The following is a 23,525-nucleotide window of genomic DNA, read 5'->3' on the forward strand; positions in this document are numbered from 1 at the left end:
AGTAGGACGTTGCCAAGCAATTAATGTATGACTTTGTATAGTCGTACTCAAGCTGTCGAGAAAGCCTCGACGGCTTTTTTATTCCCATTCATTCAACATGACATGCTATGAGGTACATACTGCGTGCATGCAAATTCATAATGGTTACGAAAAAAAGGCTGTTCCTTGACTTGTAAAGGTCAAAGGAGCAGCCTTTTAAATTTTAATTTCGTAAACATTCCAGAGAGAAAATTCATCTTAAACCGAATGTATCAATTACAATGAAACGAAGCACTGTTCCCATTGGTCGGTAATGAATGCCTTGTCAAGCTGTTCTCCAATAAGTGTGACATATCCCTGGCTCACCGGAAGTGCGGTGGGCTGCCATTCCAAGTGATTTCCTGAGAATTGCAAAAGCATTGTTCCCTCGTGTGGAAGCACACAGTAACCTTTCGCGCGAAGTAGCGAGGAACCTAGCCCAGTCAGAAAGTCTTCTAACCGTTGCTTTTCCAATGTCTGAGGAGAATATTGATGCAGTGTTAAGCTCTCCAGACGAGAAAAAGAATGGGGGCGGTCGTGATCGTGACTGTGGTTATGACGGTGTGCAGAAATCACTTTGAATGCGGTACTTCTGGAGGCGTAGCTAGATCCTTCGTTATCTTTGACGGGAATTGGAATAGATGATGCTCCTGCGTCGCTCGGCTGTGACTGTGCCGATGTAAGTTGAAATACCTGTACAGGCTTCGTACCAACCCATACGGAGGTCAGGATAGGTTCCAGCAGTGGTTCAAGGTCAATACGACTATATTCAGTAGTTTGCAACTTGGCTGTATTGTTGAGCTTGCGGATGTTTTTGACGACCTTTGCCACTTCACGGCTATTTGCGACATCCGTTTTGTTCACCACAATGAAGTCGGCAGAGCGAAGCTGTCCGTGCAGAGTTCGAACCAGCTCCTTGTCTGCGGTGAAGCGGCTGTTGTATTCATGGAACAGCTCGGCATCCACGACACTGATGCTATGAACCAGATACAGCCGATCTGCCAGCAGTGGGGAGCGAAGTTCTTCCAATACCTGCTCGGGGTTGGCTACTCCGGTGGTCTCCATGAAGATCACATCCGGATCTTGGCTGAGCAGGGTATGCAGTGCACCAGCCAGCTCATTTCTTTTGCTGCAGCAAATGCACCCCTCTAGCAGTCCCTCCACTGTTACGTCAGGCATTTCGGCTGAAATAATAGCGCTGTCTACATCATATTCGCCCATTTCGTTCATTAAAACAGCAGCACGAAGGGGAATCTGGCGGGTATGGGCTAACAGCCGCAAAAGGAGTGTTGTTTTGCCGCTTCCAAGAAAACCACTGATTAATATAACAGGAACCTTGTTCATCATTTTTCCTCCTTGGTGGGTTTAATGTGCTGTATTCAAACGATCGTAGGTAGCTACCGAGTCTGCTTGGGTATAGACATAAGGGGATTCAGGCTGCTCGACAGTTGTTATTTTATCGGATTGAATTTCAAGTACGGGTGTATTGCCCTTTTGCGTTGCATGCAGTGTTCCTTCAATAGTCACCCAGGTATCTTTGTCAAAGGACGGAGGGTTCTGGGATTGGACGATAATCCCGAATGGCATGGCATCGGCAGTACAGCACATCACAAGGAATCTTCCTACTGCAAATAGACCTTTACCCAGTAGGTTGTCGTCTTTATAGACAAAGCCAGTCACCTGTATTTTTTTTCCTTCAAAAGCGTGTTTATACAGTTCGATCGCTCCTATAGTTTCGGAAAAAATCTCCGGCTGGATCTGTATAATGGGCTGCTGGTACAGACGTTTCGCCAGCTCGGCGAATTCAACATTGTACTTATCGAGAGGAACAAACAGCTTATCCAGCGCTTCCTGACTCCATTTTCCCTGTAGAGGGAGCGAAGTTGGTGTAGAAGATGTAGTTGATAAAAGGGAGGCGGCGGATGTGTTCGTGGCTTGTATGTCTGTTTTTCGTCGGATATCCGGGTTGGGATAGGTGAAGGACATGCCTTTTTTGGCGGCCATGTCACTGCCAAGCGCCTGATTAGGCAGCAGTGAACCGAACAGCAGCGGAATGGGCAGCATTCCATATACGAGAGTTTTTTTGAACCAGCTTTGCGGTAACGGATGTTCACAATCGCATACATCTTCACCATCCCGCCCCCCCACGATTACGTGCCATGCCATCGCCAAAGCGATGAATATGAGTGGCACAGGGCAGAGCAGAAGCAGCTTTTGCATGTGCGGAGCCAAGTAGTAATGAAGTGCACTCGTGTGTTGTAATGTGATGATGTATACAGCTAATCCGATCATAAGCAAGGAGCGCATGCCATATTGGCAGCGGATGCTAAGGGTTGAGTTCACGTTTGTATTCACCTCCCCAATAACCATTCAGCAGCTACAGACCCCATCAGGACGAGTAAAACAATGAGTAAGCCCAGGATCACGACAAATTTGGTGCGAAAGGTGCTGAGTAGCATGAGTGTGCCTTTGAAATCAAGCATCGGGCCGAGTACAAGAAAGGCTGCCAGCGGTCCCAGTGTAAAGGTATGCGAAAAAGCAGTAGCTACAAAAGCATCAGAGGTGGAGCACAGCGACAGCACGTAAGCAAAGCCCATCATAAAGGCGTACGAGCCGGCCGTTCCATTGCTTAACGAAAGCAATTCGTCACGTGGGATAAAGGTTTGGATGCAAGCTGTCAATAATGCACCGATAATGAGATATTTGCTCATATCCAAAAACTCGTCACCAGCATGTACAAAAAAGCCCCGCCAGGTGCGGTTATGCCGATGAGACTGATTGTTCTGCTGCTGCTGGTTAAAAGAGAGTAACGACCGTTTGAGCGGATGCACACGCACGAAGGCATATATGATCAATCCGATGGTCGCGGAAACGACAAAGGCCAAACCCATTCGAACGACAGTGACCTCAGGATGGGAAGGGAAAGCCATCATCGTGGCAGCCAGCACTACAGGATTGATAATAGGCCCGCTTAAGATAAAAGTGATACCCATATAGGTAGGCATTCCCTTGAGCATTAATTGGCGAACGACAGGGATCATGCCACACTCACAGATGGGAAACAGCATACCTAGCAAGGAGGCGAGCAGGACACCCGGAATAGGATGCGCAGGCGCTATCTTGCGAATCCATGTCTCTGGTATAAGCCACTGCAAGAGGGATGAGACAAGCACACCAATCAGGAGAAACGGAACAGCTTCCAGAAAAATACCCATAAATACCGTCTTTAATGACTGCAGTTGCCCCATATCTAACAAACGAAGCCACTGAGGAGATAGCGTAATAAGCACAGGGATGAGAAAGGCAAAAGGAATCATAAAAGGCAGCATCTTCAACAGCGTACTGTTTTTCATTCCAAATCTCCTTGGGAATAAGGGTTCTTATCTACATCCTATGCCTGGGCTGGGACAATCATGCCGCTGGATTATGCTTCAATCACCTCCTATATTGACAATTCAAAATGAGATCATATATATTTATGATTATTAATAGTAATTATTACGATTAATATCGGATAAATGATTGCAAGAAGAAAACTTTTACGGTACGATCCATATTAGTGCTGTAAAAGAGAAGGAGGATTTTATGATACCGATTGTTGTTTTATCCGGTTTTTTGGGCAGTGGGAAAACAACTCTTCTTCAGCATGCGCTGGCTTACTACAAGGAGCAGGGGCTCAAGCCAGCTATTTTGATGAATGAGTTAGGTGATGTTAATCTGGACGGTAGTTTGGTGAATGACCAAGCTCCTATGAAGGAAATGCTCAGTGGCTGTATATGCTGTACCATTCGCGGCGATTTGGGCGTTGAGCTCATGAATCTTGCCAAGGAATATAAGCCGGATGTGATTATTGTCGAATGTACGGGAGTGGCTAATCCGATGGAGATCGTAGATGCAGTGACAGATGCTTCTATCTATTCTTCGATGGTTTTACAATCCGTTATTACAGTTATGGATGCGCGTCAATTTCTGGATTTTTCCTTAGGTAGTGAGAGAAGCAAGTCGTTTCGGTTAATGCAGGATCAGCTGCGGTGTGCTTCCAAACTGATTATTAACAAGACTGATTTATTGGCTGCGGGAGAATTGCAAAAAGTACAGGCTCTTGTAAAAGAATTAAATCCCTATGCTTTGACTATAAGCACGCAGCGGAGTGACGTAGATACGGGTACCTTTTTCTCCATTCAAGGAGAGGGACGATTGGATGTTTCGCGAAAAAAGGAGTCTACAGTTGATATCGCGAACAATCATCATCATGCAGAAGATCGACTTTCCACCTATGGCCATGATGACCATACAGACCATCATTCTCATGACCATCATAAGCCTGAGCACCATGACCACGAACACGGGGAGCATTATCATTCCTACGACCATGTAGTTGTTCATACGCATTTTTTTGGACAACCTGTGTCACGTTCCGAGTTTGAACAGTTGTTCCGCAGTTTACCTGCTGAAATTTATCGGGCCAAAGGAATTGTGCGATTTTTGGAATCGGAGGGTCAGATGATGTTCCAATTTGCCTATCGTGAGCTGGAAATCATTCCGATTCGACCACAAAAGCCAGTGAACGATGTAGCAGTTATTATGGGGGAGAATTTCTCTGCTTCTGAGATCGAGGAACGATTGAAAAAGCTGGAAAAGGCCACAAAGCCACCGGCTAGTTCATGATTTCGAGAACAAGCAGCGTTTATTCATCCAAGCCTCATTCTCGAACTGACCTAGTAGGGAAGCCTCCATGGAGATTTACAACAATTCTGCTGCTGTTAACTGTTGGGCTGGTGCTGTCAGTTACACTCGCGGTCATGCTGGGTCCTGTGGCTGTCGCTCCAGGGACAGTATGGCGAATTGCGCTGTCTCATCTGCCCTGGCTGGATCAGTGGATCCCAGTGACATGGACCAAACCGGAGCAATATATCGTCTGGGAAATTCGTTTTCCGCGCGTGCTGCTAGGTGTTGTCGTAGGAGCAGGCCTTGCTGTTACCGGAACGGCTATACAGGCACTCATTCGTAATTCGTTAGCGGACCCCTATATTTTAGGAGTTTCGTCGGGGGCTTCAGTGACAGCGACGTTAGTTATTGTGTTTGGAGCTTTTGGATTTTTGGGACGACTTGCACTGCCCATATCTGCTTTTATGGGATCTCTAGCTGCGATGCTTATGGTGTTTGCGTTGGCCCGTGTGGCCGGCAGAATATCGACGACCCGCTTGCTGTTGGCAGGGGTTGCAGTATCTATGATGCTGTCAGCTGTGACCAGCTTTATCGTTACGATGGCTCCGAATGAAAAAGGCATCCGTGACGCGATGTATTGGATGATGGGAAGTCTGGCAGGCGCGCAATGGGATACGCTTTTCATTCCGAGCCTCATTATAATCGTTGGGACGGCTGTCCTTTTGACCCGACACCGTTCACTGAATGCTTTGCTAACGGGAGAGGAAGCCGCCGTAACGCTCGGTGTGAACGTACAGGCGTTCCGCATATTATTAGTTGTTGTCGCTTCCCTTTTAACCGGGGCAGTCGTATCCGTCAGTGGCTCGATTGGCTTTGTCGGGCTTATGATCCCACACATCGTTAGGTTAATAGTGGGATCGGATCATCGACGTGTCCTGCCCGTCAGTCTGCTTTCGGGAGCTATCTTTGTCGTGTGGGCAGACGTATGTGCCCGGCTCGTGCTGGCTCCGCAGGAGCTGCCGATTGGTATTGTAACAGCTGTGTGCGGCAGTCCCTTTTTTGTATGGCTACTGCGCCGTAGTTCTTACTCGTTTGGAGGCGAAAAATGAATATAGAAGTTGAAGGCGTGACCTTCAGTATTCACGATAAACGGTTGATCGACGGCATCAGTCTCCAAGTAAAAACAGGAGAGCTGGTCGGGCTGATCGGTCCGAATGGCAGTGGCAAATCAACGTTGCTTAAGAATATGTATCGGGTGTTAAGGCCTGACAGTGGTTTGGTGACGCTGGATGGCCAGAATTTATTGCGGATGAAGTACAAAGAGACGGCGCGACAAATGGCAGTGGTGAGCCAGGATGCGCCCCAAACGTTTGATTTTTCAGTACGAGACATCGTCCTGATGGGCCGCCATCCCCATAAAAAACTGCTGGAAGCAGATACTGCCCTCGATCATGAATTGGTTGAACAGGCACTGGAGCGGGTAGGCATGAATGCTCAGGCGGATCAGGGGTTTGCTACCCTCTCGGGCGGTGAAAAGCAACGGGTATTGATCGCCAGAGCTTTGGCCGGACAGGCGAAGTTTCTCATTTTGGATGAGCCAACGAATCATTTGGATATCCGGTATCAGCTGCAAATTCTCGATTTGGTCAAAACACTTCAGATCACTACTTTAGCTGCATTGCATGATTTAAATTTGGCGGCATTTTATTGTGACCGAATGTATGTTTTAAAAGAAGGAAAAGTGGTAGCTTCCGGCATAACGGAGGATGTGCTTCAGCCTGACCTGCTGCGCAGTGTATTTGGAGTGGAGACAGAAATCCGCGTTCATCCGAAAACAGGGAAACCAAGTATCACCTTTTTACCGGATTCTCTCAGAGGTGGAGCCATCCACGACATTAGCAGAACAAATGGTGATCTGATAAAGCAAGATATACTGTGAATGAAAGAGGAGACGTTACATATGAATAAATATAGCAACCCCGCATTATCGCTGTTTATGCTTGCTTTGGCGATGATGCTGCTGTTATCGGCCTGCGCAGCAGGAAACACGGCTCAAACCACAAATTTATCTGCAAATGGGCAGCAACCTAACGCATCGCAATCAACGACCCAAGAGAAGGCCGTAGAGATTGAAAATATGGGTGTTAAAATGGTATTTCCCGAAGCGCCCAAACGCGCGGTTACATTGAACCAGCATGCGACAGAAGTTATGCTGGCCCTTGGGCTGGAATCCTCTATGGTAGGAACCGCCTATTTGGATGATCAGATTTTGCCGCAATATAAAACTCAATATGATAAAATCCCAGTTCTGGCCAAACAATATCCGTCCAAAGAGGTGTTTATGGCAGCTGCACCGGATTTTGCCTATGCGGGCTGGAAGAGTGCCTTTAATGATAAAAGTTTGGGTTCCCGTGAGGAGCTTGCCCAACAGGGTGTGCAAACCTATGTGCAGGAATCCTCCAATAAGCCGGGCCCTACATTAGAAGATGTATATCGGGATATACTAAATATTGGACGTATTTTTCGGGTTGAAGAGCGTGCAGAAAAGCTGGTAAATGACATTCGTACACAAGTGCAGTCCATTCAGACTCAAATTGGTACAGTTGAACGGGCACCCAAGGTTTTTGTCTATGACAGCGGTGAAGACAAACCATTTACGGCTGCTAACAATTATCTGACATCTTTGATTAAAAGTGTGAAGGCGAAAAATATTTTTGATGATATTGACAAAAGTTTTACGGAGGTAAGCTGGGAAGAGGTCGTGAACCGCAACCCTGATGTTATTGTTATTCTCGACTACGGAGATACTTCACTGGCTGATAAAGAAAAGTTGCTGTTGAGCAAGCCCGCGCTGGCTGGTGTCGAAGCGATCAAAAACAAACGGTTTGTGGTGCTGCCTCTATCCGCAGCGGCTGAAGGTGTGCGAGCACCGATTGCACTGAAAACCTTGGCTGCAGGCTTGTACCCGGACAAAGTGAAATAAACAAACAAAAGAGTTGCCAAAACATTGACGAACCTTGCCTAAACTGTTAAACTTGCTAATGCGTAAAGGTTACGTTTATCAAGCGCTTATTTTTTTATTACCAAATCGTAATAATTACGGTAGATGGTTTAATGATCATAAACGACCTGGAGAATCTGCGCTATGATGACCGCTCAGATGGCTCCAGGCTTTTTAAAGGAAAAGGAGATTTGCGTTATGTTATTGGCCTCATTGGATCAAGTCACATTTGGCTACGGAGATGTTCCTAACTTGGTGGATGCCAATGTTGAAATTTTTTCTGGAGAATTTGTGGCTATTACCGGACCAAATGGTGCTTCCAAATCGACGATGCTTAAGTTGCTGCTCGGTTTACTTCAGCCTTGGAAAGGCAAAGTGTTCATGTCCGACCGTACAGGTGAAGGTAAAAAGCTGGTTGTCGGATTTGTATCACAACAAATTGCTGCCTTCAATGGAGGGTTTCCAAGTACCATCTTGGAATTTGTCCGTTCGGGTAGATACACTCATGGTTCCTGGCTACGCCGGATGCGGGCTGAGGATCATGATTTGACAGAGCAGGCACTTCGTCAAGTAGGGATGTGGGATTTACGGCATCGTAAAATCGGCGAATTGTCTGGTGGACAGAAGCAGCGTATTTGTGTGGCAAGAGCGCTTGCTCAGGAATCGGATTTGCTCATTTTGGATGAGCCCACGACTGGGATGGATCAGGAAAGCCGACATCACTTCTACGATCTGATGAATCAGCAGGTTAAGGAATATGGAAGAACCGTAGTCATGGTTACGCATGGACTATCGGAAGTGCAACATTATTTGGACCGTATTATTGAGCTTGAAAGGAAGGAAGATGGCGGATGGAAATGCTGCACTACGACTTCATGCAGCGGGCATTTTGTGCCGGTGGGGTAATTGCACTGCTGGCCTCGGTGCTTGGAGTATACCTGATGCTACGGCGCCAGGCTCTCATGGCGGACATGCTATCGCATGTATCGCTTGCAGGGGTGGCAGCAGGCGCCTATTTAGGCATTAACCCGACGATAACTGGATTTATTGTTGCCGTGATCGGCGCGATTATTGTTGAGTATGTCCGCAGATCTTATAAAACGTATAGTGAGATTTCTGTGGCTATTATTATGGTAGGCGGCCTCTCAACGGCTGTTATTTTAATGAATCTGAACCAGAGCATTAATAAGGGATTTTCCGCTTATTTGTTTGGCTCGGTCGTAGCCGTCAATCAGACTGAGCTGATGTTGATGATCGTTGTGGCTATCATCGGAGGTATTTTCTTTTTCGTGTTTCGACGCCCTTTGTACCAGATTACCTTTGATGAAGAAACGGCAAAGACCAATGGTCTTCCTGTCAAATCTATCTCGTTTGCGTTTAGTATTTTGACTGGGATGATTGTAGCCGCAGCCATGCCGATTGTCGGTGTACTGCTTGTCTCCTCACTAATCGTGTTGCCTGCTGCGCTGGCGATTCGAATTGCACCGAGCTTCGCGGCAGCTATTTGGATATCCATGATCACCGCATTGATCGGCGTATTTATGGGATTAACCGCATCATATGAACTCAGTACACCCCCAGGTGGGACGATTGCTATGGTGCTCTTATTATTCCTGATCGTAGGAGCTAGTATTCAAAAGCTGGTCCGTAAGCTGGGCAAGCAACAGGCTTCCCGACGTAAGAATGCAGCAGGCCAGTGAGCGTACAAAAAACTAACACATAAGGAGTTACGGATATGAATACATGGTTCAAAAAATCATTTGTATTGTCTGCGGGGCTAGCACTTATTTTGGCCGGTTGTGGAGCTAAATCTGATCAGACAGCCACGAACACATCCCAAACCGAACCTAATACGGCACAAACAGCAGACAGTGGTAAAAAGCTGAATGTGGTCACCACTTTTTATCCGATGTATGAATTTACCAAGCAAGTTGCTGGAGATCATGCTAACGTAACTGCGTTGATTCCTGCCGGTGCTGAGCCGCATGACTGGGAACCAAGCGCCAAGGATATGGCACAGGTTAAGGATGCTGACGTATTTGTTTATAACGGGATCGTCGAAGGCTGGGCAGAACAGGCTTTGAGCAGCGCATCCAATGATAAGCGTGTAGTAGTTGAAGCAAGCAAAGGGTTGAACCTGATGGAAGGCTCTGCTGAGGAGGAAGAAGGAGAAGAAGCACACGCAGAGGAAGGCCATGATCACGATCATGTGCTGGACCCTCATGTATGGCTTGATCCAGTCTTAGCTCAGAAAGAAGTAGAAGCTATAGAAGCAGGGCTTGTAAAAGCCGATCCTGCAAATAAAGCAGACTATGAGAAAAACGCTGACGCTTATATCGCCAAGCTGAAAGAACTGGATACCGAGTTCAAAACAGGTCTGAAAGATGTAAAACGTAAAGACTTTATTACGCAGCATGCTGCTTTTAGCTATTTGGCTAAGCAATATGGTCTGACCCAAGTACCTATTGCCGGTTTATCTCCAGAACAAGAACCTACACCAGACAAGTTGGCAGGTATTATCAAGTTTGCTAAAGAAAACAATGTGAAGACGATTTTCTTTGAAACGTTGGTTGATCCGAAGGTTGCTGAGACTGTAGCTACCGAAATTGGTTCGAAAACGGATGTGCTGAACCCGCTTGAGGGATTGACAGATGAAGATAAGCAGAAGAACCTGGATTACCTTGGTGTAATGAAAAACAATTTGGAGGCTTTGAAAAAAGCTCTGAATGAATAAGCATATTTAAACAAATAGTTAGTTCAAGAAAAGACGTTGGGAGCGATACCAGCGTCTTTTTTGTATCTGTTTAATGAGTTAGCCTCTGTTTCTCTTCCTTTTCAATTCTTTTGCCTAGTGCTAAGGGTTCATGGAATACCTAGTACTTTGTAATCTTCATACTATAGAGATGATTTACGTCATTGCGAAACGTTTTTTTTGAAATTAATGCTGGAGTAGCTAGTTTCAAATTCCTTTTATAATTCAATGGTAGCGTTTTTCTTTTTACAGATTCTTTCTATTAATATAACTAGTTTTTTCACCGATATTGAAGTTTGGGCGTACATATCATAAGACAACGGATTGGAGAGGTTAACTTGGCAACAGTTATAATAGTGGATGATTCTTTATTTATGCGTTCTGTGCTCAAGGATATTCTTATGGATTTAGGTCACTCTGTTATTGCAGAAGCGGAAAATGGGTATGATGCAGTGTTGAAATATGCCCACTTTCGACCCGATTTAATTACCATGGATATTAATATGCCTAAAATGGATGGTCTTGAGGCGGTTAAAAAGATTGTAGAGCTTGATCCTAAAGCCAATATCTTAATGTGTTCTGCTTTGGGTCAGCAGGAAGCAATTATACAAGCATTTAAGGCAGGGGCCAAAGATTTTATTGTGAAGCCATTTGAGATGGAGAGGGTCGTGAATGCTGTCACAAAAATGCTGGATAATTAATCAAGCTTTTAATACATAATTATTTGAACATGTTGAAGCGGGAGTTTCATGCTTATTTTTACGAATATGGAGATGAATAGGATGAGCAATCGAGTATTGTCTCAAAAAGTGTTTATAGATGAACTGATCGCTACGATCAAGAATGGGGGGCTTGTTCCTGTAAATTACGAAAACCTTATCAGTGAACAAAGAAAAAAAGTGGATGCTCTTAACAATGAACTCACCCTTCGTATTGAGGCATTAGAGACAGATTTGATCTCTGCTTCGACATTTTCCATTCCGTTTGCCAATGGTGAAATTATCTTTCTTGCTCGTCATATTGTACTCATTGGGGACTATACTGAGGGTTACTTTGTGTTCTATCGAGCAGAAGACTGCGAAAACCCAGAGGAATATCAATTTTTAACAAGCTCTTATCAACTTCCTCATATATTGCTTGAATTATCTCACACTTTAAAGGAGCATAGTACTAATGAGCCGCTTAATATTTTGACTTATTGGAATGGTCCTGTGTATCCGTTGAAAGATTTGAATAAAGAGGATATTAAGCTGTCCACCTATGAATTTTAAAGCGAGAGGCATATAATGGTTGTTGTATTAGATTAGGAAAATACTATAGGCTGACTAAAAGCATTGATTTTGGTAATTACTTATTGCAAGGGAGTGATAAACCAATGATTAATAAAGTCGGTCAAATTATGTTGTATGTAAATAACCAAGATGAGGCACTGAATTTTTGGACTGAAAAGGTAGGGTTTAGTGTAATTTCTGAAGAAAATAACGGTCAAGGTATGAGATGGATTGAAATTGCTCCTACAAAGGACGCCGAAACAAGCATCATTCTCCATAATAAGGAATTCGTTGCTAAAATGTCCCCCGAATTAAATCTTGGTGCACCTTCTTTAATGTTTTTCTCAGAAACTCTCGATCATCTCCATAGTGACTTATCAAAGAAAAATGTCAAAGTTGGAGAAATTGTAGATATGCCGTTCGGGAGAGTATTTAACTTTGCAGATTATGAAGACAATTACTTTGCTGTAATGGAAAAAAGCAAATAATAAATTTATAGGTACGGTTATATAAAATCCCTTGAGAGAGTCAGCTCCCTCTGGGGATTTTTTTACATTGATAATCAAACGCATGTTCGCATATAATACAAACAAACGTTCTGATGAGGAGTGAAGGATGATGCTGGAGAAATATGTGGGACAGATCGTGGAAATCGTGTATATGGACCGAAAGGGCAAGCTGTCTCATCGAAGGATAGAGGTCCATCGTGTGCAGAATGGTTTGATACGGGCCACCTGTTTACAGACGGGTCAGCCACGTGTTTTTCGATTAGATCATGTATTGGCATGGCATCCGGTAACCAGAACAGCATAGGAGGGCTTACGATGGGAAAAAAGCTTGAAGGAAACGGCATATGGGAAAGCTCGCGCATGATTTTGCCTGAACATCGGGAGGCATATTTAAGACTGATGAAGGAGCAGGGCAGACGCGGCAAGCCAACACTGGACGACCAGGAGATGCAGCAGATTGAACAGGCCATTATCGTATCCTATAACGAACGGAAGCCTATTACGATAAGAGTGTTCAATCCGTTTGATGATGAGGAGCTCCGCGGACTGGTTACAGTGATTAACACAAGTCGGCGAGAAGTGAAGCTATCTCGTGGAGAAGAGGATTTTAGCTGGATTAAGTTGGAGGAAATTATCGAGGCTGATATCTAAAACGGTCTGACCACGGGACATTTTTACATGGGTCCTGTCGGTCTTAATAATTAAGATTGTAGCTTTGTGGTTCTAGATTTACTACAATAAAGCTGTAACTGTAGAGGGGGAATTCATCTTGAAAATAAGTAAACATAGTGCTGAACATTATATATGGGGAGATCAATGTGATGGTTGGCGCTTAGTGAAAAATGATGATTTGAGCATTATTCATGAGCGTATGCCGGGAAATACACATGAAGTTAGACATTATCATCACCATGCACGCCAATTTTTCTTTATTTTATCAGGGACAGCGGTACTTGAAGTGGACGGTGAACGAATCCAGTTAGGGTCTCAGGAAGGATGTGAGGTTCCTCCTATGGTACCTCATCAAATGTTTAACGACACGGATGAGGATGTTGAATTTTTGGTTATCTCTCAGCCTGCCAGCAGAGGCGACCGGGTCCTGGCCGAAAACTAATATTAGGGACAGCCCATCCCAAAATGGTATTTTAGACAAACAACGTTAGAGTATAAAAACCAGCCCAGCACATGTAAATCAAGTGCCCGGCTGTTTTTTTTCATTAATAGATGTCTGTTGCATCTGTAGGTAGAGCTTTTATGTGATGGAGATAGTTTGTCACACGTTGATCGTCCTCAATCGGGTATCTATAACCATAACGGCCCGAACCATTCATAATCACGGCACGCACCCGTTCGTCCTCTTGAGCAAATTGGAGAATAGTATGCAGCATCTCTTGTTCATTTCTTATGGTAGTCGTCTCCACAAGCGGTATCGAAAGGAAAAAAACGTAAACAAGACTGTGGTAGAAATAAGAGCCACCAGTTCAAGGATCATCAAGGAAAACGACCTCCATTAGGTTTTTTATCTGGGAAAAGCAAACAGCGGGGGAATTGCTCGTCTTTTTACTTGGTACCTACCGCAAGCATATGCGGGCTCATGCCGATCACGGATTCTTGCTCTTCAACCTGCCGTGCTATATCCAGCAAACGTCTGCGATGGGAAGGAATCGCCCATTTTCCCTCAAATCCGGGTGCAATCCAGACAGGGCCTTCTACGCCTAATACACGAGGCTTCGACAATCCAGCCGCCTGCCAGTCTGCACGCAAAGCATCTGGAGTATGGAAGTAGGACCGTGTGATAAAAGAGGGATAGGCCGCCGGGCGTATATGCTGACCATCTGCCAGTTCCTGTCTGACCATATCCATGAACGCATCTTCCTCCATAATGGTATTGCACTCGCCGTACACTGATAGTCCCCATAGTAGCGAGCCAAACTTGGAGATCGCCGAAGTAATCAGCGTTCCCCCCTTCTTTAAGACACGTGCCGCTTCTTGCAGTGCGTTTACTCGTTCCTTCTGCTCTGTTAAATGATATAAAGGCCCCATCAATAGCACCATGTCCGCGCTCTCATCCTTACGATCAAGATTTCTGGCATCTGCGGTTTCCAGTGTGCTGATGATGGGGTTATTCAATTGCTGCTGACGAGCGAACTCAATGGCTTGGGAAGATAGATCAAATAGATGAACCTCGTATCCCAGCCCTGCCAGCCATAAAGAGTAGACCCCTATACCGCCGCCGATATCATAAATAACGTGAGTGGATTCGTTGAGATAACGGGAAATGATTTCTTTTGATCTTTCCAGTTCTATTTTTCCGATGCCTCGCTCTAACCTGCCTATTTCTGCACCGCCGTCATAATAAGCCAGAATGTCATATGTATCTTTGTCGAACATAGAGCATCTCACCTCAAAGGATTGGAATAATATAACATTAACACTTACATGAGGAGCAAGTCTACCGTTTTCGGATAAGGAAGTAATGAGAATAATTGGTAAATAAAAGAGCTGTTCCCCAGTAGCTTGAACTACTTTTGGGAACAGCCCGTATTTAAACGATGTTAGTTTCCAGCATGCCTTCGAGATCTTCTTTGGTGAGATGGTAATGTGCATTGCAGAAATGGCAATGGGCCTCAGCCTGGCCATCGGTACGGATCATGTCTTCTATTTCCTGATTCCCTAAGCTGATAATGGCGTTGGTAACTCGTTCTTCGGAGCAGGGACAATGAAATTGTACAGGCATAGTTTCCAATATGTTCATGTTGCCTTCTCCCAAAATCTGACCCAGAATCTGCTCTGGTGCAAGACCTTCCATGACCATGGCGGAGATACTCGGAATGCTCTCAATCCGTCGCTCGATAAAACTGATGACCTCCTCCGGTGTACCTGGCATTAACTGAATAATAAAACCTCCAGCCGCCTGAATGGAGTTATCCGGGTTAACAATAACCCCGGCTCCTACAGAAGAAGGGATTTGTTCGGATTGGACGAGATAAGAAGTAAAATCCTCGCCCAGTTCACCCGATATAAGGGGGACTTGTCCAACAAATGGTTGCTTTAAGCCAATATCTTTGGATACAATCAGCGCTCCATCTATCCCTACGGCTCTGGCGACATCTAATTTCCCGATCTGATTAAGCTCAAAATGGGTTTGTGGATTTTTTACATAACCTCTAACTTCTCCTTTGGCGTTGGTATCAACAAGAATAGTACCGATGGGCCCCCCGCCATTAATCCGGATCGTCAGTTTATCCTCATGTTTAAGCATAGCTCCCAGCATCACGCCCACCGTCATGGAACGTCCCAATGCAGCCGATGCTGTTGGCCAGGTATAATGACGCTGCTGGGCTTCACTTACTGTTTCCGTTGTTCTCACAGCATAAGCCCGCACCTGGTTATTGTAGGCAAGAGCTTTTACTAAATAATCATTCATGTTCATATCCCTTTCTGTAAATAAGAGTTCTTACAACACCATTTTTTCCTGAATCCAGTTCTCCAAAGAAGTAATTTTCGCATCGTATCCTTCTTTAAAAAATTCAGCGGATAGTGATGCGATGGTTTCTCTTTTCAGAACGGCCTTCCAGGAGGCTTCCGCTTCTTCCATCAAATTGGTCAGTAAGCAGCACTGATCGTCTTTCTTTAATTCAAGCATATCGTTGTATATACCGCTGGAAGAGTAGAGGGTTTGTTGTCCCTCAATCGCCAGATAAATATCAAATACCCGTATATCCTCAGGTTTTTTCTTTAATTTGAACCCGCCCTTGACACCAGGTACAGAAGTAATCAAATCAGAGCTAACCAATTTTCGTAACAGCTTATGAAAATAAGTAGGTGAAGCGCCTAACTGCTGGCTGATGGCTTCTCCAGGTAAAACGGCTTTGTCCGGCAGCATCGTGAGCAGAAGGAGGGCGTAGACAGATTGTTCAACACCTGTTTTCATATGCACTAGCAATCACCTCAATATGTTATAACCAGGCTAATATGGATAATCATTATCCACATATGAGCATGATAGACGAGCTGATCGTAAAAGTAAACTATTTTTTGATAAAAACTAAAATTTAAATCATTTGCAATTCATAAGGGGACGCATTATTATAGTTGATGCATCAATTGATTGATAGGTCAAAGACTTAAGGTGTGGAAAGAAATACGTAAAATAATAGTTTGACAGGAGGTTTATATAAAATGACTACGCGGAATGTTGCACTATCTATATTAGACCTTGCACCTGTCATTGAAGGCGGTACTCCTGCCGATTCCTTTCGTGATACGGTGAATCTTGCCCAGCATGCTGAGCAATGGGGGTACCGCCGCTACTGGCTAACGGAGCACCATAACATGCAGGCGGTTGCCAGTGCGGCTACTTCTGTAATCATCGGGCATGTAGCTGCACATACCCACAAAATTCGGGTCGGTTCAGGCGGTATTATGCTGGCTAACCATGCTCCACTCATGGTTGCGGAGCAGTTTGGAACCTTAGAGTCGCTTTATCCGGGGCGAATTGATCTGGGACTTGGTCGGGCTCCTGGCACGGATCAACCTGCAATGAGAGCATTACGACGAGGGTTGCACAGCACTGGAGAAGATTTTCCCGAGCAATTAAATGAGCTGCGTTCTTACCTGAATCCAGCGCTAAAGGGAGCCGTTCCGGGTGTAAGAGCAATTCCAGGAGAAGGGATGGACATACCTATCTGGTTGTTGGGTTCAAGTGGATTTAGCGCTCAATTGGCAGGTCAGCTTGGACTGCCGTTCGCGTTTGCTAGCCACTTTGCCCCAGCTCATTTGCTACAAGCGCTGGAATTGTATCACCGTAATTTCCGGCCGTCCAAGGCACTGGATCAGCCGTATGTGATGGTGGGTGTGAATGTGGTTGTCGCAGATTCTGATGAAGAAGCACAACGGCTTTTTACTTCACAAGAACAACAATTTTTAAATGTGCTGCGCGGACATAGCGGAGGACTAAAACCACCAGTCGATAACATGGATAAGCTTTGGAGTGAGCAGGAGAAGGAGATGGTTCGCGGTAATATGCTGGGGTATTCCGCAATTGGCAGTCCTGACACCGTCAAGCAAAGGCTGGATTTTATAATCAACCAGACGAGAGCCGATGAGTTAATTATTACCGCTCAGATATATGATCATCAGGCGCGTTTGCGTTCGTACGAGCTGCTAGCCCAAGTGATGCATATAGATGGATAAATAGATAAGATAAACAAACGAGGCTGTGCCGGAGAGGTTTTTATAACCGATTCTGACACAGCCTTTATTGTGTGCGTGGAAATCGTTTTGTAGATGAATATATTCATTTTAAAGATGGATAAAATTAAAATTTATTTTTGATTATTTTTGTATTTTATATTTTCAAATTTAAACAAAAGTGTTATAGTCTCCATAAATAAAAATATCCACCTTAATAAAACAATTCAAAACAAAAACAGAACTTGGAGGTCTTTTTCCTATGGTACAAAGTCTATGGAATTCTTCACAAGCATCTGAGCAGAAAAGCACGCTGGGACAACTCGTATATCGTTCTAACCTGATTGGCACAGATAGGAGCGTGTGCAACTGGGGAGGTGGGAACACTTCGGCCAAAACGACGATACAAGATTTTCGCGGGCGTGAAGTAGAAGTGATGTACGTTAAGGGGAGCGGTTCCGATCTGGCAACAATGAAAGCGTATAACTTTACAGGGCTTCGTATGGAGGATATTCGTCCACTGTTTGAACGGGATGATATGTCTGACGAGGATATGGTCGCATATTTGGCGAACTGTATGATAGATGCTAAGCATCCGCGAGCTTCAATTGAGACATTGCTACACGCATTTTTGCCGTTTAAGCATGTCGATCATACACATCCAGATGCGATCATCAGCTTATGCTGTGCGCATAACGGCAAGGAAATCGCTAAGGAAATTTTCGGTGAACGTTTTGTATGGGTACCTTATATCCGTCCTGGCTTTAAGCTGTCGAAAATGATAGCACAAGGAGTACTCGATTACCCACAAGCTGAGTTGGTACTGATGGAAAAGCATGGCTTGGTTACGTGGGGAGATACATCCGAAGCGGCATATGCCAAAACGATTGAAATCATCCAAGAAGCAGAAAGTTATATTAAAGCTCGCCAAGAGGAAAAGCAGGCGTTTGGAGGCGTAAAATATAAAGCGCTTACCTCGCAGGAGCGCCGCAGCATGCTGTCCCAGGTCATGCCATCCGTCCGGGGGGCAGTCAGTGATGAGAAAAAGATGATCCTTACTTTTGATGACGCGGAAGATGTATTGGAGTTTGTGAACGGCCGGGATTCTGCCGCTTTATCCCAGATCGGAGCAGCGTGTCCGGATCATCTGGTTCATACCAAAATGAAACCGCTTTATGTAGATTGGGTACCGGATATGGAGGATGTAGAGGGGCTGAAAGTTAAGCTAGCCGAGGGTATAGCAGCCTATAAGGAGCAGTATCAAGCTTATTTCGAGCGCAATCAACATGAAGGAGACGTGAGATTTGAAGCAGCGCCGCGTGTAATCCTGATTCCGGGCGTAGGTATGATCAACACAGGCAAAAGCTGGAGCAATGCGCAGGTGAGCGGCGCCTTGTATCATCGTGCAATTGCTGTCATGCGAGGAGCAACGGCGTTAGGAGAGTTTGTTTCGCTTAGTGAAAATGAATCTTACAACGTGGAATACTGGCCGCTGGAGCTTTATAAGCTGTCCCTTGCGCCGGCAGAAGCGGAATTCTCACGCAAAATTGCGTTCATTACAGGCGGTGCAGGCGGAATCGGCAGTGCAACCGCACGGCGTTTGGTAGATGAAGGTGCGCATGTTGTATTGGCAGATCTCAATCTGGAAGGTGCGCAAAAGGTAGCTGCAGACATCAATAGCAGCTACGGTGAAAACCGTGCAATTGCTGTGAAAATGGATGTAACACAGGAGGAGCAGATTCAGGCTGCTTATGCCGAAACAGCGTTAACCTATGGTGGTGTAGATGTCATCGTTAACAATGCAGGGCTTGCTACATCCAGTCCGTTCGATGAGACATCATTAAAAGAGTGGAATTTAAATGTAAATGTGTTGGGAACAGGTTATTTTTTGGTCGCACGCGAAGCATTCAAGCTGATGAAGGAACAGACAATTGGCGGCAGCATGGTGTTCGTCGGCTCCAAAAACTCAGTCTACGCGGGTAAAAATGTAACGGCCTACAGCTCGGTCAAGGCACTGGAAGCGCATCTAGCCCGCTGTATTGCCGCAGAAGGCGGCGAATACGGTATCCGCGTGAATACGATTTTGCCGGATGCGATTTTGCAAGGCTCGGCAATCTGGAACTCCAATTGGCGCAATGAACGCGCCGCTGCCTACGGCATCGAGCCAGACCAGCTGGAGGAGCATTACCGCAAGCGAACGACGCTGCTGGTCAACATTTACCCGCAGGATATCGCAGAGGGCATCGCCTTTTTTGCCTCATCCAAGGCAGAGAAAACGACAGGCTGTATGCTGACTATCGACGGCGGCGTCCCAGCAGCGTTTACACGCTAGCCAAATTTAAATGAACCTCTGTAAGCGATAGACTCATTTCAACGACTCAATACTTTGGGTTATAACGCTAGTTTAATGTATTAATCCATTTCATTAATCACCACAAATCGCCACAAACCCATAGTTCTGAAGGAGTGTGAAATACTCTTGGAAACACGTAAATAAGTAAAAACACCCATTTACGTGTTTGCATCCTTTTATATACACTAACACTTTAAATTAGAAATGACTTTATGGGTGGTCAGCAGCGGAGCGGCCTCCCATAACTCACTTCATTTTCCAAGGAGGAACCACGATGAGTGACAAAGCGTACGGCTTATTTGAGGAACAACAGCAACAACGAGGCATTGACCTGGAGCAAGTAAAGTCAAGGCTGAAATCACTTAATATAGAAACACCCTCCTGGGGATATGGAGACTCAGGTACACGGTTTAAGGTCTTTCAGAAAACGGGCGTGCCGCGTGATCCGTTCGAAAAGCTGGAGGATGCTGCACAGGTTCATTCCGTGACAGGTTTGTGTCCGTCCGTTGCTATTCACATCCCGTGGGATAAAGTGGACGATTACAGTAAGCTTCGTAGTCATGCCGAAAGTCTCGGCCTAAAGATAGGGGCTGTAAATCCCAATCTGTTTCAAGATGAGGACTACATGCTCGGAAGCGTTACCAATGTAGATTCGGCAATCCGTCGTAAAGCTATCAACCACTTGTTGGAATGCGTGGATATTGCAAAGGAAACGGGCTCCAACGATTTTAGCTTATGGTTCGCAGACGGGACGAATTATCCCGGTCAGGGGGACATTCGCAAACGCAAAAATTGGATGCTGGAGGCGCTTCGTGAAATGTATAAGGCGCTCACGCCGGATATGCGCATGCTGATTGAATACAAGGCGTTTGAGCCAGCTTTTTATCATACGGATATTGCCGATTGGGGCATGGCGTACCATTACGCGACCAAGTTGGGGCCGCAGGCACAGGTGCTGGTGGATACAGGGCATCATCTGCCGGGGGCCAACGTGGAGCATATTGTTGCGTTCCTAATTGATGAGAAACGACTGGGAGGCTTTCATTTTAATAGTTATAAATATGCGGACGATGATTTGATCGTGGGTACCGCCAATCCGTATGAGCTGTTTTTAATCTTTTACCAGATTTTGAACGCAGCTCAGGATGTCGATGCAGATATCCGTCATACTGTCGATAAAATTGCTTATTTGATCGATCAGTCACATAATATCGAATCCAAAATTCCGGCCATGATTCGCTCGGTGCTGAATGTGCAAACTCAATATGCAAAGGCACTCTTGATCAATCATGCAGAAGTGGAGGAAGCGGCAAGCCGTCAGGATGTGCTGGGTGCGGAAAATGCCGTACGTCAAGCGTTTGAGTTTGATGTGGCACCGTTGCTCAAGGCGATCCGTGAAGAGCAAGGATTACCAGCAGACCCAATGAAAGCCTACTTGGCGTCTGAGTATGGTACGCAGATTTTGCAAAGAGGAAAAGGTGGTGCGAGCTGGTGAGCATCCTCGCATATGATTTGGGGGCAAGCAGCGGCAGGGTTTTGCTCGGGAAATTGACCGATTCACGTATCGTGGTGGAGGAAATCCATCGCTTTTCCAATGATCCGGTCAAGGTTGGGGAGCGCCTGCACTGGGACATACTGCGTCTCTATCACGAGGTTCAGCAGGGATTGCTCAAAGCCAAGCATATGGGGGTGAATCCATCCAGCCTGGCGATTGACTCCTGGGCGGTCGATTTTGGACTGATTGGAGAAACCGGCGAATTGTTGGGCAACCCTTATCACTATCGGGATTGGCACACCCATGGAGTAATGGAAGAAGTACAGGAACGGCTGGGAAAAGACTTTATTTTTCAGCGCACAGGCATTCAGTTTTTGACGTTCAATACGATTTATCAGCTGGCTGCTATGCGAAATGCAAGATCACCCTTGTTGGAACAGGCAGAACATTTCCTGATGATTCCCGATTTGCTGCGGTATTTTCTGACAGGTGAAATGTATCATGAATTTTCAAATGCAACCAGTACGCAGTTATATCATCCATTACAGCAAAAATGGGATGACGAGCTTTTGTCGGGAATCAACATTCCCCGCTCTTGGTTTGGAGAGGTACTGGAGCCAGGAAGTGTTGCCGGCACCATCCGTTCATCGGTCATGACGGATCTGGGCATTGAAGCGATTCCTGTGATTGCAGTAGCAGAGCATGACACAGGATCAGCAGTGGCTGCCGTGCCTGCGCTGGAGCGGTCCTTTGCGTACTTGATCTGCGGAACATGGTCCCTGATGGGAACGGAGACCGCACAGCCAGTAATCAATGATGATACGCTTCGATTTAATTTTACAAATGAAGGCGGCGTAGGTCGGACCTACAGGCTGCTAAAAAATATCATGGGACTGTGGCTTCTACAGGAGGCGCGCAGAGAGTGGGAGCGGCAGGGAAACTCCTATTCCTTTCCTGAATTGGTTCATATGGCAGAGCAGGTGCCAGCCTTCACTTGTTTGATTGACCCGGATGATGAACTGTTTTTGCATGCCGGGGATATGAAAACACGCATACGCCAATACTGCCGCAATACTGGGCAGCCATTGCCAGATACGCCAGGAGAGATTACGCGCTGCATTCTAGAAAGTTTGGCGTTAAAGTATCGCTACATTTTGGAGCTTACAGAACGGGTGTCAGGACAGCAGTTTAATGGTTTGCATATGGTCGGCGGAGGGATTCAGAATCGCTTGCTGTGCCAATGGACGGCCAATTCGATTCAAAAACTGGTGTGGGCGGGACCCGCAGAAGCGAGCGCAATCGGCAATCTTGCGGTACAATGGATGACACAGGGAAAGTTCTCCGATATATGGGAAGCACGCCGGGTCATTGCGGATTCTCTTACCGTAGAGGAATATGAACCTGCTGAATCAGAAGCGTGGGAGGATGCCTACGGGCAGTTCCGGCGGGTGACAGGACTTTTTGTATATTAAAGATGTGGAGTGAGATTGCCATGCTGGTCGCAGAAAGATATGAAATGATTGTACAGCTCGTGAATGAAAGAGGAAGCATCCGGGTGTCCGAATTGAGTGAGCTGTGTAAAGTAACGGAAGAAACGATCCGACGCGATCTGGATCGTCTGGAGCAGGCGGGACGACTGCGCCGTTCGCATGGGGGAGCGGTTAGTGTCAAAAACGAGCAGCCTGAAACACCCTATGCGGTACGGGAAATTATGAACGCAGAGGAAAAGCGCCGGATTGCCGAGGAAGCGGTCAAGCAGATTCAGCCGCATGATCGCATTTTATTAGATGCCAGTACGACTGCCTGGTATATGGCTTCCAGTCTGCCGGATATCCCTTTAACCATACTAACGAATTCGATTCGGGTAGCAACAGAGCTGGCGGGTAAGGAAAAAATCGAGGTCATTTCGACGGGAGGCCAGTTGCTTCAACGTTCACTGTCGTTCGTGGGTCCTCTCGCAGAGCGTTCATTAGAAACTTATTACGTAGATAAGCTGTTTTTTTCAAGTCAGGGAGTTCATCTGGATCGCGGCATTAGTGAATCGAATGAGTTGCAGGCTCGTTTGAAGCAGAAAATGGTCAGCATTGCGGATCGCGTGATTTTATTGGCGGATGCGAGCAAATTCGGGCAGCAGGCGTTTACTCATGTCGTGAACTTGTCGCAAGTGTCCGAAATTATTACAGATTCACGGTTGTCGGACCCGATTCGCAGTCAACTCGCAGAGCTGTCCATTCCGGTTACGATTGTGTAAAGGATGCAGTTTGG

General features: G+C 45.8%; 24 protein-coding genes and 1 pseudogene. 18 read left to right on the top strand and 7 right to left on the bottom strand.

Annotated features, from left to right (window positions below; all coding sequences use genetic code 11):
- Positions 1-255: 255 nt before the first annotated feature.
- The 3 genes from ABEW32_RS18590 to ABEW32_RS18600 are packed head-to-tail and all read right to left on the bottom strand — an operon-like array spanning position 256 to position 3,371.
- The gene (locus tag ABEW32_RS18590; RefSeq protein ID WP_430190462.1) at positions 256-1,365 is read right to left on the bottom strand and encodes a CobW family GTP-binding protein; all 1,110 of its coding nucleotides are present in this window, start codon (positions 1,363-1,365) and stop codon (positions 256-258) included.
- Between the two features lie 18 nt (positions 1,366-1,383).
- Entirely contained in the window at positions 1,384-2,361 is a 978-nt protein-coding gene (locus ABEW32_RS18595) for a TIGR03943 family putative permease subunit (protein ID WP_430190571.1), read from the bottom strand.
- Positions 2,362-2,369: 8 nt separating this feature from the next.
- Positions 2,370-3,371: a permease gene (locus ABEW32_RS18600; RefSeq protein WP_430190465.1), complete on the bottom strand. Its 1,002-nt coding sequence runs from the start codon at positions 3,369-3,371 to the stop codon at positions 2,370-2,372.
- Between the two features lie 232 nt (positions 3,372-3,603).
- Between ABEW32_RS18600 and ABEW32_RS18605 the strand changes: the two genes are divergently transcribed.
- The 13 genes from ABEW32_RS18605 to ABEW32_RS18665 all read left to right on the top strand — a co-directional run bounded on the left by ABEW32_RS18605 (position 3,604) and on the right by ABEW32_RS18665 (position 13,333).
- A complete protein-coding gene (locus ABEW32_RS18605; protein ID WP_430190468.1) occupies positions 3,604-4,686 on the top strand; it encodes a CobW family GTP-binding protein in 1,083 nt (360 codons plus the stop codon).
- Positions 4,683-5,795, top strand: coding sequence for a FecCD family ABC transporter permease (locus tag ABEW32_RS18610; protein WP_430190471.1), 1,113 nt, complete (start codon positions 4,683-4,685; stop codon positions 5,793-5,795). The genes ABEW32_RS18605 and ABEW32_RS18610 overlap by 4 nt, the downstream gene beginning before the upstream one ends.
- The gene (locus ABEW32_RS18615; RefSeq protein WP_430190473.1) at positions 5,792-6,625 is read left to right on the top strand and encodes an ABC transporter ATP-binding protein; all 834 of its coding nucleotides are present in this window, start codon (positions 5,792-5,794) and stop codon (positions 6,623-6,625) included. Before ABEW32_RS18610 ends, ABEW32_RS18615 begins: the two co-directional genes overlap by 4 nt.
- Before the next feature lie 21 nt (positions 6,626-6,646).
- The gene (locus ABEW32_RS18620; protein ID WP_430190476.1) at positions 6,647-7,669 is read left to right on the top strand and encodes an ABC transporter substrate-binding protein; all 1,023 of its coding nucleotides are present in this window, start codon (positions 6,647-6,649) and stop codon (positions 7,667-7,669) included.
- A gap of 216 nt (positions 7,670-7,885) precedes the next feature.
- A complete protein-coding gene (locus tag ABEW32_RS18625; protein ID WP_430190479.1) occupies positions 7,886-8,593 on the top strand; it encodes a metal ABC transporter ATP-binding protein in 708 nt (235 codons plus the stop codon).
- Positions 8,539-9,387: a metal ABC transporter permease gene (locus tag ABEW32_RS18630; RefSeq protein WP_430190482.1), complete on the top strand. Its 849-nt coding sequence runs from the start codon at positions 8,539-8,541 to the stop codon at positions 9,385-9,387. Before ABEW32_RS18625 ends, ABEW32_RS18630 begins: the two co-directional genes overlap by 55 nt.
- Positions 9,388-9,422: 35 nt before the next feature.
- The gene (locus ABEW32_RS18635; RefSeq protein ID WP_430190485.1) at positions 9,423-10,421 is read left to right on the top strand and encodes a metal ABC transporter substrate-binding protein; all 999 of its coding nucleotides are present in this window, start codon (positions 9,423-9,425) and stop codon (positions 10,419-10,421) included.
- A 356-nt stretch (positions 10,422-10,777) separates the two neighbouring features.
- On the top strand, positions 10,778-11,140 hold the full coding sequence (locus ABEW32_RS18640; RefSeq protein WP_430190488.1) for a response regulator: 363 nt from the start codon (positions 10,778-10,780) through the stop codon (positions 11,138-11,140).
- A gap of 81 nt (positions 11,141-11,221) precedes the next feature.
- The gene (locus ABEW32_RS18645) at positions 11,222-11,710 is read left to right on the top strand and encodes a hypothetical protein (RefSeq protein ID WP_430190491.1); all 489 of its coding nucleotides are present in this window, start codon (positions 11,222-11,224) and stop codon (positions 11,708-11,710) included.
- A gap of 104 nt (positions 11,711-11,814) precedes the next feature.
- Complete coding sequence (locus tag ABEW32_RS18650) at positions 11,815-12,198, top strand: VOC family protein (protein ID WP_430190493.1); 384 nt, start codon at positions 11,815-11,817, stop codon at positions 12,196-12,198.
- A 130-nt stretch (positions 12,199-12,328) separates the two neighbouring features.
- Positions 12,329-12,523, top strand: a complete 195-nt coding sequence (locus tag ABEW32_RS18655; protein ID WP_430190573.1) for a hypothetical protein — start codon at positions 12,329-12,331, stop codon at positions 12,521-12,523.
- 11 nt (positions 12,524-12,534) lie between these two features.
- Positions 12,535-12,870 (top strand): YolD-like family protein, encoded by a 336-nt coding sequence (locus tag ABEW32_RS18660; protein WP_430190496.1) that lies wholly within the window; start codon positions 12,535-12,537, stop codon positions 12,868-12,870.
- Between the two features lie 118 nt (positions 12,871-12,988).
- Positions 12,989-13,333, top strand: a complete 345-nt coding sequence (locus ABEW32_RS18665; protein ID WP_430190499.1) for a cupin domain-containing protein — start codon at positions 12,989-12,991, stop codon at positions 13,331-13,333.
- 205 nt (positions 13,334-13,538) lie between these two features.
- On the opposite strand, the pseudogene ABEW32_RS18670 reads toward ABEW32_RS18665, so the two are convergent.
- The 4 genes and pseudogenes from ABEW32_RS18670 to ABEW32_RS18685 all read right to left on the bottom strand — a co-directional run.
- Positions 13,539-13,625, bottom strand: a pseudogene (locus ABEW32_RS18670) (aminoglycoside 6-adenylyltransferase); the annotation flags it as partial.
- A 154-nt stretch (positions 13,626-13,779) separates the two neighbouring features.
- Complete coding sequence (locus ABEW32_RS18675; RefSeq protein ID WP_430190502.1) at positions 13,780-14,610, bottom strand: class I SAM-dependent methyltransferase; 831 nt, start codon at positions 14,608-14,610, stop codon at positions 13,780-13,782.
- Between the two features lie 154 nt (positions 14,611-14,764).
- On the bottom strand, positions 14,765-15,646 hold the full coding sequence (hslO, locus tag ABEW32_RS18680) for an Hsp33 family molecular chaperone HslO (RefSeq protein WP_430190505.1): 882 nt from the start codon (positions 15,644-15,646) through the stop codon (positions 14,765-14,767).
- Positions 15,647-15,676: 30 nt separating this feature from the next.
- Positions 15,677-16,159, bottom strand: a complete 483-nt coding sequence (locus ABEW32_RS18685) for an RrF2 family transcriptional regulator (protein WP_488168821.1) — start codon at positions 16,157-16,159, stop codon at positions 15,677-15,679.
- Positions 16,160-16,401: 242 nt separating this feature from the next.
- Between ABEW32_RS18685 and ABEW32_RS18690 the strand changes: the two genes are divergently transcribed.
- The 5 genes from ABEW32_RS18690 to ABEW32_RS18710 all read left to right on the top strand — a co-directional run bounded on the left by ABEW32_RS18690 (position 16,402) and on the right by ABEW32_RS18710 (position 23,511).
- Entirely contained in the window at positions 16,402-17,415 is a 1,014-nt protein-coding gene (locus ABEW32_RS18690) for an LLM class flavin-dependent oxidoreductase (protein ID WP_430190510.1), read from the top strand.
- Positions 17,416-17,674: 259 nt separating this feature from the next.
- Positions 17,675-19,744, top strand: coding sequence for a bifunctional aldolase/short-chain dehydrogenase (locus ABEW32_RS18695; RefSeq protein ID WP_430190512.1), 2,070 nt, complete (start codon positions 17,675-17,677; stop codon positions 19,742-19,744).
- A gap of 295 nt (positions 19,745-20,039) precedes the next feature.
- Positions 20,040-21,260 (top strand): L-rhamnose isomerase, encoded by a 1,221-nt coding sequence (gene rhaI / locus ABEW32_RS18700; RefSeq protein WP_430190514.1) that lies wholly within the window; start codon positions 20,040-20,042, stop codon positions 21,258-21,260.
- Positions 21,257-22,732 carry a rhamnulokinase gene (rhaB, locus tag ABEW32_RS18705; protein ID WP_430190516.1) on the top strand — a complete coding sequence of 492 codons (1,476 nt, stop codon included), beginning with the start codon at positions 21,257-21,259 and terminating at the stop codon, positions 22,730-22,732. The genes rhaI and rhaB overlap by 4 nt, the downstream gene beginning before the upstream one ends.
- A 20-nt stretch (positions 22,733-22,752) precedes the next feature.
- Positions 22,753-23,511, top strand: coding sequence for a DeoR/GlpR family DNA-binding transcription regulator (locus ABEW32_RS18710; protein WP_013370978.1), 759 nt, complete (start codon positions 22,753-22,755; stop codon positions 23,509-23,511).
- Positions 23,512-23,525: the final 14 nt, after the last annotated feature.

The organism is Paenibacillus jamilae, from assembly GCF_050482105.1.
Classification (GTDB): Bacteria; Bacillota; Bacilli; order Paenibacillales; family Paenibacillaceae; genus Paenibacillus; species Paenibacillus jamilae_B.

Coding starts and splice junctions, on each gene's coding strand:
- ABEW32_RS18590 (WP_430190462.1), bottom strand. CDS start 1,365: ATGATGAACAAGGTTCCTGTTATATTAATCAGTGGTTTTCTTGGAAGC.
- ABEW32_RS18600 (WP_430190465.1), bottom strand. CDS start 3,371: ATGAAAAACAGTACGCTGTTGAAGATGCTGCCTTTTATGATTCCTTTT.
- ABEW32_RS18605 (WP_430190468.1), top strand. CDS start 3,604: ATGATACCGATTGTTGTTTTATCCGGTTTTTTGGGCAGTGGGAAAACA.
- ABEW32_RS18610 (WP_430190471.1), top strand. CDS start 4,683: ATGATTTCGAGAACAAGCAGCGTTTATTCATCCAAGCCTCATTCTCGA.
- ABEW32_RS18615 (WP_430190473.1), top strand. CDS start 5,792: ATGAATATAGAAGTTGAAGGCGTGACCTTCAGTATTCACGATAAACGG.
- ABEW32_RS18620 (WP_430190476.1), top strand. CDS start 6,647: ATGAATAAATATAGCAACCCCGCATTATCGCTGTTTATGCTTGCTTTG.
- ABEW32_RS18625 (WP_430190479.1), top strand. CDS start 7,886: ATGTTATTGGCCTCATTGGATCAAGTCACATTTGGCTACGGAGATGTT.
- ABEW32_RS18630 (WP_430190482.1), top strand. CDS start 8,539: ATGGAAATGCTGCACTACGACTTCATGCAGCGGGCATTTTGTGCCGGT.
- ABEW32_RS18635 (WP_430190485.1), top strand. CDS start 9,423: ATGAATACATGGTTCAAAAAATCATTTGTATTGTCTGCGGGGCTAGCA.
- ABEW32_RS18645 (WP_430190491.1), top strand. CDS start 11,222: ATGAGCAATCGAGTATTGTCTCAAAAAGTGTTTATAGATGAACTGATC.
- ABEW32_RS18650 (WP_430190493.1), top strand. CDS start 11,815: ATGATTAATAAAGTCGGTCAAATTATGTTGTATGTAAATAACCAAGAT.
- ABEW32_RS18655 (WP_430190573.1), top strand. CDS start 12,329: ATGCTGGAGAAATATGTGGGACAGATCGTGGAAATCGTGTATATGGAC.
- ABEW32_RS18660 (WP_430190496.1), top strand. CDS start 12,535: ATGGGAAAAAAGCTTGAAGGAAACGGCATATGGGAAAGCTCGCGCATG.
- ABEW32_RS18675 (WP_430190502.1), bottom strand. CDS start 14,610: ATGTTCGACAAAGATACATATGACATTCTGGCTTATTATGACGGCGGT.
- hslO (WP_430190505.1), bottom strand. CDS start 15,646: ATGAATGATTATTTAGTAAAAGCTCTTGCCTACAATAACCAGGTGCGG.
- ABEW32_RS18690 (WP_430190510.1), top strand. CDS start 16,402: ATGACTACGCGGAATGTTGCACTATCTATATTAGACCTTGCACCTGTC.
- ABEW32_RS18695 (WP_430190512.1), top strand. CDS start 17,675: ATGGTACAAAGTCTATGGAATTCTTCACAAGCATCTGAGCAGAAAAGC.
- rhaI (WP_430190514.1), top strand. CDS start 20,040: ATGAGTGACAAAGCGTACGGCTTATTTGAGGAACAACAGCAACAACGA.
- ABEW32_RS18710 (WP_013370978.1), top strand. CDS start 22,753: ATGCTGGTCGCAGAAAGATATGAAATGATTGTACAGCTCGTGAATGAA.